The 10,943-nt window shown below is 56.2% G+C and carries 8 protein-coding genes and 2 pseudogenes; 4 read left to right on the plus strand and 6 right to left on the minus strand.

All coding sequences use genetic code 11. The features are described 5' to 3' along the window. Window positions 1-58: 58 nt before the first annotated feature. Together OU419_RS00535 and OU419_RS00540 are read right to left on the minus strand one after the other, a co-directional pair. Window positions 59-1,459 (minus strand): DEAD/DEAH box helicase, encoded by a 1,401-nt coding sequence (locus tag OU419_RS00535; protein WP_254469789.1) that lies wholly within the window; start codon window positions 1,457-1,459, stop codon window positions 59-61. Next, window positions 1,456-2,046 carry a hypothetical protein gene (locus OU419_RS00540; protein WP_254469790.1) on the minus strand — a complete coding sequence of 197 codons (591 nt, stop codon included), beginning with the start codon at window positions 2,044-2,046 and terminating at the stop codon, window positions 1,456-1,458. Before OU419_RS00540 ends, OU419_RS00535 begins: the two co-directional genes overlap by 4 nt. A 102-nt stretch (window positions 2,047-2,148) precedes the next feature. Here OU419_RS00540 and OU419_RS00545 point away from each other — a divergent pair, with 102 nt between their 5' ends. Further along, the gene (locus OU419_RS00545; protein ID WP_034016988.1) at window positions 2,149-2,379 is read left to right on the plus strand and encodes a helix-turn-helix domain-containing protein; all 231 of its coding nucleotides are present in this window, start codon (window positions 2,149-2,151) and stop codon (window positions 2,377-2,379) included. A gap of 13 nt (window positions 2,380-2,392) precedes the next feature. Here OU419_RS00545 and OU419_RS00550 read toward each other — a convergent pair. Further along, window positions 2,393-3,580: pseudogene (locus tag OU419_RS00550) on the minus strand (type I restriction enzyme subunit R domain-containing protein); the annotation flags it as partial. A 1-nt stretch (window position 3,581) separates the two neighbouring features. On the opposite strand from OU419_RS00550, the pseudogene OU419_RS00555 reads away from it, so the two are divergent. The 3 genes and pseudogenes from OU419_RS00555 to OU419_RS00565 form a co-directional block, all read left to right on the plus strand. Continuing rightward, window positions 3,582-4,466: pseudogene (locus OU419_RS00555) on the plus strand (N-6 DNA methylase); the annotation flags it as partial. Continuing rightward, on the plus strand, window positions 4,463-4,729 hold the full coding sequence (locus tag OU419_RS00560; RefSeq protein WP_042928402.1) for a restriction endonuclease subunit S domain-containing protein: 267 nt from the start codon (window positions 4,463-4,465) through the stop codon (window positions 4,727-4,729). The pseudogene OU419_RS00555 and the gene OU419_RS00560, both read left to right, overlap by 4 nt. After that, on the plus strand, window positions 4,723-4,872 hold the full coding sequence (locus tag OU419_RS00565; RefSeq protein ID WP_162488654.1) for a hypothetical protein: 150 nt from the start codon (window positions 4,723-4,725) through the stop codon (window positions 4,870-4,872). Before OU419_RS00560 ends, OU419_RS00565 begins: the two co-directional genes overlap by 7 nt. On the opposite strand, the gene OU419_RS00570 is transcribed toward OU419_RS00565, so the two are convergent. The 3 genes from OU419_RS00570 to OU419_RS00580 all read right to left on the minus strand — a co-directional run bounded on the left by OU419_RS00570 (window position 4,859) and on the right by OU419_RS00580 (window position 10,888). Continuing rightward, window positions 4,859-6,811 (minus strand): UvrD-helicase domain-containing protein, encoded by a 1,953-nt coding sequence (locus OU419_RS00570; RefSeq protein ID WP_031653032.1) that lies wholly within the window; start codon window positions 6,809-6,811, stop codon window positions 4,859-4,861. The two genes, OU419_RS00565 and OU419_RS00570, sit on opposite strands and share 14 nt — an antisense overlap. Further along, complete coding sequence (locus OU419_RS00575) at window positions 6,808-9,162, minus strand: AAA family ATPase (RefSeq protein ID WP_031653030.1); 2,355 nt, start codon at window positions 9,160-9,162, stop codon at window positions 6,808-6,810. The genes OU419_RS00570 and OU419_RS00575 overlap by 4 nt, the downstream gene beginning before the upstream one ends. Window positions 9,163-9,607: 445 nt before the next feature. Next, complete coding sequence (locus OU419_RS00580) at window positions 9,608-10,888, minus strand: tyrosine-type recombinase/integrase (protein WP_170842730.1); 1,281 nt, start codon at window positions 10,886-10,888, stop codon at window positions 9,608-9,610. Window positions 10,889-10,943 lie beyond the last annotated feature (55 nt).

The following is a 10,943-nucleotide window of genomic DNA, read 5'->3' on the forward strand; positions in this document are numbered from 1 at the left end:
TCTCCTGATTCAGTCAACCACGTCTGCCGACGCTTGAATTTTGACCTCCATACAAGCATCAAAAGCAAGCTAGCAACTGTTGCCGGTAGTGCTTGGAAAAGCTGACCTGATGGCTTGGCTCAGCGGCAGAGCCCCCCAAGGATAAGGTGGATGTTGCGCCTGCCCCAATAACCTGCTCGATGCCACTCCCAATACTGTCATCCACGCTATCGATATTGCCGGCAGCCCCAATCCAGCCAGATACTGAACCTGAGGTTGAGGCTGGCATCTCTACCTCGTTCAGCACAGCCAGGTCATCTGGCAGATCATCTGCAATTCGCTCTGCCAAGCGCTGCAACGTCGACTCTGCCATCATGAACAGCCAAGCCTGATCATCGGGCTCGCCTGTGCGCCGAAGCACTCGCCCCAGCACTTGCCGGTAATGCAGCTCGGTGCGGATGCGGCTGAGGTAGCAGCACACCTGGAGGCGGGGGATGTCCGTGCCTTCGCTAATCATTCCAACGGCGATAATCCAACGGCAGGCGCTGTGCCTGAACGCGTTGATCACCTGCTGCGCATCCGGGGTTTTGTTAGTCACGATGCGGCAACCTTCACCCCTGGCTTCCAGGGCCAGGGCAACTTGCTGGGCGTGCTCGATGTCGGTGGCAACCACCAAGCCAGCCGCATCAGGCTTGATCAGGCGAAGCTCATCCAGCTTAGCGCACCCAAGACCGAGCAGTTGATCGATCACCTCGTCATGGCGCAGCAGCTCTTCGTAGGTGACAGGGGATTCCCCCAATAGTTTGGCGATGCTGGGAAACAGCCTGACAGTGCTCTCAGTGTCTAGCTCCTCGGTAAGTTTTACCTTCTGGTTGTCGAGCAGGACAATACGAGGGGAGCGGCACACGCCGTCGGCAATGGCCTCTTTCAGGCCGTAGCGGTAGTCGCAGATCAGGCGTCCCTCGGGTGTCGAGTAGCGCGCCAGGGCAATGGCCCTGTCGTCCGAACGCCAGGGCGTACCGGAAAGTGCCAAGGTGAAGGCGGCGCGGTCTTGTATCCGGTGCAGTATCTGCTGCCCCCAAGCGTTGCTTAGCACTGGATCATGACCAGCGCAGTGATGGATTTCATCGAAGACCACGAATACGCGGTAGTCATCAAGAAGCTGCCAGAACCCCTCATCTCGGTATTCCATGGCCTGGTAGGTGAACGCCGCCCCCACTGCGCCGATCTGACCGTCCAGACGCCTGCCAAGCACCGTAGCAAAGGTCGAGCGAAAGCCCTCGACAACCTGGCAGGATGGCGCGAAGCAGAGCACCAGATCGATTCTGTCCTGCTCAAGCAGTCTGCTGGCCAGCTCTGCCGCCATGCGCGTCTTGCCGGCCCCCGGCGTTGCCTGGCAGAAGAAGTGCGGCGTGGCGGTAAAGTGCTCCAACGCCGTGTTGATGCAGCTGAGTTGCCAGTCTCGCAGCGATAGAGTCATCGTGCGGCGGCAAGCGTCTTGAGTGTCTTCTCGATGGCGCGGAGATGACCCAGCAGGCGCGAGCTGCGGTCTCTAGCTTCCAGATACTCGCCTTCGACCTTGTCCCGGAGATGCGGCATATCATCCAGGAGCAGCTTGTATCGCTCCGCCTCGCCCATCGAAGACAGGAAGTCCAACCGGATCTCTTTGTGGAGCGCTTCCAAGTGTTCATCTGCATCGGGTGAAGGTTTCAGCGGTACAGCCGCAGTATCAATTACTGACGGCTCCTGCTCTGGCTCAAAAGCAGTCTTGAGGCTGTTCTCGAACCCGTTGTCGATCAGCTCCAGCTGCAGATGCGCCGGGATGGGCTGCAGGTGGTAGACCTGTCCCCGCGCACGGCGCTCTTCATCATGTACAAGCCAGCCCTTGCGAACCATTCGGCGGATCTGCTCATACACGTAGCGGCGCACATCACCGATGCGAAAAGTTATGCCTTCCAGGCGCTTGGCATAGGCATCGCGCAGCTCACCGGTCGTGAACCTTGTGTGCCCTTCCTCCTGAAGCAGCTCATACAGACGCCTGTCGAAGATAAACGAGGCCGATTTCATTGAGGCACCAGAAGAGTCATCGCGAAAAATGCGGATTATAATCCGTGGCCCGTGCGTCCGCAAACGCAGGATAGTGCCGCCTCAAGTGGAATTGAGACGGTCATGGAGAAGTTGGCGAAAGCGTTAGGGGAACGCATCCGAACACAGAGGAAGACCTGCCGGCTTTCTCAGGATGCACTGGCGCTGGCCTGCAGTATCGACCGTAGCTACATGGGGCGGATCGAGCGTGGTGAAGTAAACATCACCGTCGAGAAGCTCTATCGGATCGCAGCCGAACTCGCCTGCGACCCGACCTGTCTTCTACCTCAGATGTCAGAGCTGCAACCCACCTGATCGACATCGCCCCTCAAGAAGGACTGAAATCACCACCGCTGTTACTTTGCCCCAAGCCTCCCGCCGCCGTCAGCATCTTCAAAATCACCAACGCAAACGCCCGGCTCTTGGTCTCGTTATCCAGCACTTCCAGCGATAGCTTCTCGTGGTCGGTCATGGCGTCCAGCACGGTGTCCAGCACCCGCTTGGGGAACAGGCCGTGCATCACTTGCTCCACCGAGTGGTTGTTCACCTGGGCCATTACATCCTCCTGGCGGCTGATGCGATTGGCGATGCCGGTGAGGAACTGCAGCTGGTCTTCGTCGCTCACCTCGGCACCGAAGATATCGTTGAGCGCCTCGATGATTTCCGATAGCCGCTTCTTCTCCGGGTCATGGGGTTTGCCGCTGCCCAGCCCTGTGGCCGGATCGAGGCCGTATTCGCCGCCTTCCTCGCTCAAGCGCAGCTGGTGCTCGGCGCGCTTTGTCAGGCGGTAGTGGGTCAGTTGCAGTTCGCCCACGTCCACGTCTTCCTGATCGAGGCGATCCACGCGCAGCAGGGGGTATAGATGCTTGGCGTACACGCACAGCTGCTCCAGCTCGCGATCCTCGTAGGGGATGATCTGCGAGAGGAACTCGTACAGGCGCACAAAGCTTTGCAGGTTCTTCTTGAACAGGTCGAGCTGATCAATCTGCTCGCCGGCTTCCTTCACTGCCGCCTCGGCCTTTTTCAGGCCGGCGCTGTCGCCGTTCTTCTCGGCGGTACGCTTGAATTCCAGCGCGTGCTGGCGTGCTTCCTGGGCCAGCTTGTAGCGCTTGGCAAAGCGTTCCTTGGCCGGCGCGCAGTAGTAACTGAGTTTGCTGGCGGCGGCCTTGGGGTCGAAGAAGGCCAGCGCGAACGCCGCCACTTCTTCCCAGTGGTAGATGCCCTCGGCATCCAGCTTCTTCTGCAGGTCATAGATGAGCTGCGGGTCGGTCACATCGGTCAGCTCGGCCTTGGTGTAGTACGGCAGGAAGGCGTCGAGAATGTCCTGGGCGTCGTTGAAGAAGTCGAGGATGAAGGTCGGCTTGCTGTCGCCAAAAGTGCGGTTCAGGCGCGACAGGGTTTGCACGCAGTCCACGCCCTGCAGCTTCTTGTCCACGTACATGGCGCACAGCTTGGGCTGATCGAAGCCGGTCTGGTACTTGTTGGCGGCGATCATCACGTTGAAGTCCTGGGTGTCGATTCGCCGCTATCTGCTGCAGAACGATCTGGTCGAGGCGATCATCGCCCTGCCCACCGATATGTTTTACAACACCGGCATCGCCACCTATGTGTGGGTGCTGAGCAACCACAAGGCCGCCGTGCGCCAGGGCAAGGTGCAGTTGATTGATGGCAGCCAGCACTTTGCCAAGATGCGCAAGTCGTTGGGCAGCAAACGCCAGTACATCACCGAGGAGCAGATCGACGAACTGGTGCGCCTGTATGGTCGCTTCGAGGAAACCGCGCAGAGCAAGATCTTCCCCGTCGAAACCTTCGGCTACCGGCGCATCACCGTCGAGCGTCCGCTGCGGCTGAACTTCCAGACCAGCGCCGAGCGCATCGAGAAAGTGCTGGAAGAAAAATCCATCGAGAAGATGGAGGCACCGGCCCGCCAGCGCCTGATCGAAGCCCTGCAGGCGATGGACGAAAGCCAGCTGCATCGCAACCGCGAGCAGTTCAGCAAACTGCTGAAAAAGACCCTCAGCGCCCACGACGTATCGCCCAGCACGCCCGAGCTGAAGGCCATCCTCAGCGGCTTAAGCGAGCGCGACCCGGAAGCAGATATCTGCATGGTCAAAGGCCAGCCGGAAGCCGGTGCCGGCCTGCGCGACAACGAGAACGTGCCGCTGGGTGAGTCGGTCTACGACTACTTCGAGCGTGAAGTGAAACCCCATGTGCCGGATGCCTGGATCGACGAAAGCAAGACGGATGCGCAGGATGGCGAAGTCGGCGTGGTCGGCTTTGAGATTCCGTTTAACCGGCATTTCTATGTGTTCCAACCGCCGCGCCCGCTGGCAGACATCGACCGCGACCTGAAAGCCTGCACCGACCGCATCAAACAGATGATTGAGGGGCTGTCGGCATGACGTTTCCCGTGTATCTGGCGTACAAGGATTCCGGGGTTGAGTGGCTGGGTGAGGTGCCGGAGCATTGGGCTGTGCATCCACTCAAGCGGGCTATTGAACGAATCGAGTCTGGCACCAGTGTCAATGCGGCGGATTTTCCAGCCGAGCCTGGTTCCTTGGGCGTTCTGAAAACCAGTTGTGTTTACACAGGAAAATTCGACTGGGCCGAAAACAAGACGGTGGATGATGAAGACCTGAGCAGAGTCAGCTGGAGTGTGTGCTAGAGCCGACTAAGGAAGCGGTGATCCGTGAGTCCTACGCGCAGGAAGGTCGGCCTGATCTGGTGCGCGAGCGGCTGTTGCTGCGTGCCGCCGGGCAGCAGTTCTTCAATGCCTCCAAGCTGACCCTGGGTACTACAAAGCGGTAAGCTCGTTCTCGGTAAACCATTCGGACTGTTTGATTGCGTCGAGCGCTGTAGCGGGGTTCTTCGCCCAAAGAACCAGAGCGAGGCTTTCCTCGGCTCGACTGCAGGTGACATAAAGGAGCCTTAGGGTCCGATCAATAGTGGTCTCTTTTCCCCCGTCAACGTTCTCAAGATCAGTCGGGCTCAATTCCTCAGCGCCGAAGAGCTTGTCGTAGGAGAACCACGTGCCGCCAGCTTCCTCATCATCCATGATGACCATGACATGCTTGAACTCAGAACCTTTAACGACTTGATGCGTCGCGAGTTCGGTTTCACCCCCAAGATAGGCGTGATAACGAGCAATTTCTTGCCAGGGCGTGCCGAAGAGGGCGTGCCAGCCACGCTTACGTCGGTCCTCCTTCGCTTCCTTGCTCCTTGTCTTTGGCTCTGGAGGAGGCGGCGACGAATCACCGTAGGCCTCGACTAGGCGACTATCCGCTTCGAAGAGGCTGGCTTCGATGATTGGTTCCAAGACTTCTCGCACGGTTATTCCGGGCTTGGCGGCGGCGGTTGCGAACCTCATAACTGCAGCGTGAGCTTTGTCCAGCGCGGCCTGACGCTCGGCGCGAGATTCCGGGACATTTGCAAGTGCGCCGTGCCTACGCAACACATCCATGACGGCGAACTCGTTCACTGAACCATTAGGCTGCAGACATTCGGCAAGTTCAACCATTGGGCCGAGGAGCGGCCTCACCATAGTGGGCCCCGTCCGCTCGCCATTGCTCTTGGGCACCGCGGCATCCTTGTCCAGCAGCTCAATCGAGCGGTATGCCTCGTAAAAATTGCCTCGTTTGGCGGCAAGTTTGTGTTCAAGGGCGAGGGTTTTGTAACCACGCCCACGCTCTTGCCAGGCGGATAAGGCAGTCTCGGCCGACATGGCCAACGCGCATTCCGTTTCCCTCCGGATCTTCTCGGCGGAATCCGTCTTAGCATCGCCGACAAAGATTCGAACGGTTCCACCGTTTTTCTCTGTCCTAGGGTGCTGGGGGACACCCGTCTTGGGTTGAGTACGGCCCTGGATGTCCGAGCCCCAAATCTTGTTAATGAGTTCAACAATGCGCTTTTGGCTACGATGATTCATCTGCAATGCAGGGCGCGCCCAGTCTTCCGGCACGTGTGACGGTAAGTCGTGGTGACCGTCAGGGTAGATTCGCTGCCGATGATCCCCGAGGAGCCCCAATGTGATGCGATCCGGACGGTTTTTGGAGAGTTCAAATAGTGCATCAAGTACTCCCTTCATCGTGTCCTGGGATTCATCAATAAGGATGAGGGGGTGACGGTCTTCTAGGATGCGCTGCAGCGTTGGGCGTTTAACAATTAGCCATGCGGTCACGTCCAGAACGTTAGTGTGCGATAGCGCCCCCGGACCGAAGGTGTTTCTGTCCGGGCTATACCTAAATTCATCAGTCTTCCGTAATTCCTCCGCCTCTGCCTCGATCTCCGCATACTTCCGCCGGTCGGTGTCGGACTCGCCCCTTTTCTTACCCATCGCATGGGCCTTGGCAGCCACAAGATCTTCGGCATTGAACGCAAGCAAGGCTTCCCGGATGTCATCATCAAAGCCCTGGATGAGTTCCCAGCAAAAGGAATGGATGGTCGATACTTCGGTCAGGTAATTTTCGCCGAGACGACCGTTGACGACGGCGGTCGCGTTTTTGGTGTAGGTGATAACACGCACCGACTGTCCACGAGACCTAAGTCGTTCTGCATAGTGAGCCCCTGCTTCATGCTTTATCACTCCAGTGACTCGACGCAAAACCTCAATTAGCGTGCGAGTCTTTCCGGACCCTGCGCCAGCGAAGAGAAAGAAACTCCGAGGCGGGGTTGTCGTGATGTAGCCGCAGATATCTTCGACGACATGAGCGTCGCGATCGTTTCCAAACGATGGCAGAGCGGTACTCAAGGGGTCTCTCCCGCAGTGACGTTGAGTTGCCCGCTCAGCCAGGTGAGCGCGTCTGTGATGTATGCGGGGCATTTCAGGTCTTGGCCAGCATTTAGCCGTTCGAACAGGGTTGCCGCGAAATCTCCTTTACTGAAGCTCCCGCGGAGCATCGCATGGAGTTCCTTGAGCAGCTCGGCGTGGTCTGGGTAGTCGAGCACAAGACCTATCACCTTTGCCAAGGTGCCGCGGTGCTTTACTTTGGCAGCGGTGATGGGGTCAACCTCCTCTTCCAACGCTTTGAACCAATCGATGTTGGAGAGAACTAGAGAGTCCTCAAACGAGCTGGGCCACTGCTCGCTGGCAGCCGCAACCGGAAGCTGCCACGCGAAGCGGACTTGAGCGCCCGTGTCGGATGTCCACACCAGCTGGGCAGGCGTCGGCTTTCCAAAAGCTTGAAACTCCGCCAGCATCGGATGCCATGAGGTCAATGTGTCATTCCCACACTCTAACTTTTCTTGGCCGGCGATGTGCACCGCTGCCCGGACTAGGCGCCCCTTATCGGTTCGGGTTGGCAGAACCGGATCCAAGTCAGTGATAACGATCGTCGGAATCCCCAATCGCTCCACCAGGGGTTTAAGGCGGTGAGCGTGGCTACCGCCGATGTCGAGGAAAGAAACGTACTTCTTGGCAAGCTTGGGGAAATCCCGCTCGATGAAAAGTGGCACCAGCATTCTCTCTGCTGTTCCTTCCACGAAGATGGCGGCGTCAGCGAAAAGCAGGTCGGTGTGTTGCACCTGAAAGTAGCGTTCGGCGAACGTCCTGGTTGGAGCGTCTTCGCCGAACGCATCGCCCAGGTTAACGACCTGCGTGCTGGGTTTTGCGCCAAGTCCCGTGCTGGCCACCCGCCTCACGTACCGTAGCCGCGTGAAGTTGTCTCCATGAGCCAGATGGCTCGAGTGCGTGCTGATCAGCAGCTGACTGCGGAGGTAGCTATGCACGTGCTCCTTTGGACGAATGAGCTCGTGGGCGTTCTTCGAAAAATTTCGTTGAACCTGAACGTGCAAATGGGCCTCAGGCTCTTCAACCATCACGAGGTGAACTGCCGCCGGACTGCCCTGCGGCGGATTGAGGCGTGCGGCGCGGAACGACACGAGCATGAAGCTCAGAGACTGCAGATTCTGATAGCCGAGGCCAATAGAGTGTTCAGGCAAGGACTCATCAACAGCAGTTTTGTCCAGGAGGTACTGTACGGCCGTGCTGTGAGCAAGAAGGTCTGCGGTCTGGATTCTTGTACGAAAATGGAACTGGTGAGGGTCATGTAGGCCTGGGTAACCCAGAATCTCCACGTCCTCCATCGCTGGCTTTAACGCCTTGTAGATAGATTTGTCGAGGTCTGCTTGTGCATTAGCAACGGCCTTGACCAAGTCTTCTCGATGTCCGTGACCGGATGGGGCTACGTTCAAGTGTTGCCGAGCGAACTTCATGAGTTGGCTTGAGAACAATCCGGGCCGAGAACTTGCGGACTCTGACCGCATTTCGTCCTCTTCGGCACCGAGTCCTCGTTGAGCCGGTACAAAATCCACACGAATGAGCTTGCGCAGATGCTGTAACTCGATCGGTTGTGATCCAAGTGGCAGCTCCTGCAAGTCACGGCGCGATTTATCGGCCAAGGGGCCCTTCACGGGGTCAAGACGGTAAGCTGCTATGCGTCGCAGATCTGCAGAATGTCTAAGCCAGTAGTCAAGCAGATCTATCGGCCAGGCATGGCCATCCTTCGGAAGCTCTCGGACCGGGGCGCGCGCCTCACGGTAGCGCCAAGCCAGATTGCGAAGTTCGTTCGCGTCTGCAACAGGTTCGAGCCGTACCCGTACACCAACTGCGCCACCCGACCACTTCAGCGAGGTGATGAACGGCGCAACATGGCTGTACGCCCCCTCCTTAGCGTCGAACCAAAGATCAATGAAGGGCATGCACGCCTGGAGTTCCTGATACTCGGCTTCCCATGATTCGGCATCCTTGGAGTCCGTCGTGGGATCCTCATCAAGTGCCTCCCAGCGGTGGCATACCTCGCGCAACTTCGCCCACTGCGAAAGGCTAATGTCGAACGCGCGGAATCCGGGTGACTCGCTCAAGAAGTTGCGGAGGACTGTGAGAAGGGAAGTTTTGCCGCTGTTGTTGGCACCTACCAAAATGGTAGTGACCTCGTCGAGCTCAAGTCGGGTCTTGGCTAGGCGTCGAAAATTACAGACCTCAAGGCAGGCGAGCCGGAGCGGCGGGGTGTCGATAGCTACAGCTGCTTTGGGGGAAGGCCCCGCTGGGATCAAGGGTGGGCTATCGGTGAGAGAGGAAGCAGAGATCTGGTCTGTGGTCATGGTGCCTCCATGCGGCCGCCCAGTTACTGAAGACAAGGACACCTCGGCATAGTAACCAGGTGCTCAAGACATTGAGCATACTGTCACTTGGCCAGGACGGAAGATAGTTCCAGCTTCCACCTGTCACGCAAATATTTCCGCCTTTCCAACAAATACCTATGGAGAATTTGCTAACCGGACGATGAATCAATCCGCTGCTGCCAAGATTACAAAATTATGCGCAATTATGTGAAAATTCATAATTTCACCGCGCGAGCTGCCGTTGCGCTCAGAAGAACACACGGAACACCCTCCCAATGCAGGAATCAGGTAGGAAAATTATTGGGGAAATTGCGGCAAGCTTGGACTGCGGGTTCAGGCCAATGCCGCCCCAAGAGGCTGAAGGCAGACCATATCGACGTGTCCAGAGCTGTTCACCAAGAAGGCAGCATCTCTAGTGCCTGTTCTATACCACAATCTCAGAGTAATTATGTCGGTCTAAAATAGCGGACAAACCAGCATCAACGCGTGAGCGATGAAGATCAGTCAGAAGATTGTCGTGCACATATCGGTTGACTAGATGAACATAGTATTCAAGTGTAGTTCTAACATCAGTGTGGCCCAGCATTTTCCTGAGATCTTCGTCGAGCGCTGCATCGTAAACAAAACTCCTTCCAAGTCTATTCTGGGCTTTCAACGCCTCATAAACAAAATATGTCGCACAGGTGTGCCTGAGCATTCGTGCATTGAATCGCATGGCTTTAAACTCAGTAGCGCTCTCGGAGCTCTTCGCTGCAGAAACCACCTTGCTAAAGTTATAACCAAGCATTCCATGAGTAACAACATCACCACGAGCGGAAAGAAACAAATCACTATTCCTTGGTGGAATGCCATGCTTAGCCTCATATAGCTTCGCTCGTTGCCGCCTTAAGGGTAAATAATTCTCGCAAATAACTCTCCACAGCTTCCCTGGGAAGTCTATGGAACGCCATTTTCCCTTGGACCTAAAATAATAATAGATAGTTCCATTATCTAACCCTTCTGGGTACTCACCCTCATCATAAGGAATGAATCCATAATTTTCATTTTTCCCTCGGTAAGGCAATTGAAAAAGATCAATCGGTCTAAGCCCGGTAATTCGTATGATCGCTGCGATAATTTGATAAACAGGATCATTCATCACACCGAGAGCTATTTCATAATCAGTTTGCCTTACAAATTTTTGCATTTCTCGTTGATGCATTGCTGGTCTACCACTGGGCAGATTAAATCCCAAGGTAGTAACTTTAACCCCTGGGTCGATATGGGCCAGGAGTTTCTGGTCTTTCAGCATGTATCGGATATCAGTCCTACTGATATCCAAATAGTGTTTATAGCCCTGCCTATCGGCCCACTGATAGAAGCTCCAGACCCTTGCCGCAATGTGATACATGGTTTTGTGAGACGGGCCATAAGGAAGCGCATCCGTTGGAGATGCTATGTGAACAAGGAAGGCATCAAAAACATCCTCATCCACCAACTGCCAGTTCTGCGCGCCAAATACAACTTCAGCCCCTTCGATTGGGCTATCGTCCAACCACTGCAAAAACCTTCTCAGGATATTCGCATAGTTTCTTGTCGTTTCATCACTCCTTGAACGTATCTTCGAGACAGCCATCGCCCACATGGTCGGTGCTTCAAGGACGTTATGATTATCATCAAAATAAATCCCTACGCGCTCTCGCATATAGCCAGAGTGGCTGGCCAAACCGTTTCCAAAATGAAGGATACACATAACTATTTTGGCCTCGATAAGGGGTACA

Source organism: Pseudomonas triclosanedens, assembly GCF_026686735.1.
Lineage (GTDB): Bacteria > Pseudomonadota > Gammaproteobacteria > Pseudomonadales > Pseudomonadaceae > Pseudomonas > Pseudomonas triclosanedens.

Excerpts from the sequence above, each read along its gene's own strand:
- OU419_RS00560 (WP_042928402.1), top strand. The coding sequence starts at position 4,463 with ATGACGTTTCCCGTGTATCTGGCGTACAAGGATTCCGGGGTTGAGTGG.
- OU419_RS00575 (WP_031653030.1), bottom strand. The coding sequence starts at position 9,162 with ATGACCACAGACCAGATCTCTGCTTCCTCTCTCACCGATAGCCCACCC.
- OU419_RS00545 (WP_034016988.1), top strand. The coding sequence starts at position 2,149 with ATGGAGAAGTTGGCGAAAGCGTTAGGGGAACGCATCCGAACACAGAGG.
- OU419_RS00535 (WP_254469789.1), bottom strand. The coding sequence starts at position 1,459 with ATGACTCTATCGCTGCGAGACTGGCAACTCAGCTGCATCAACACGGCG.
- OU419_RS00540 (WP_254469790.1), bottom strand. The coding sequence starts at position 2,046 with ATGAAATCGGCCTCGTTTATCTTCGACAGGCGTCTGTATGAGCTGCTT.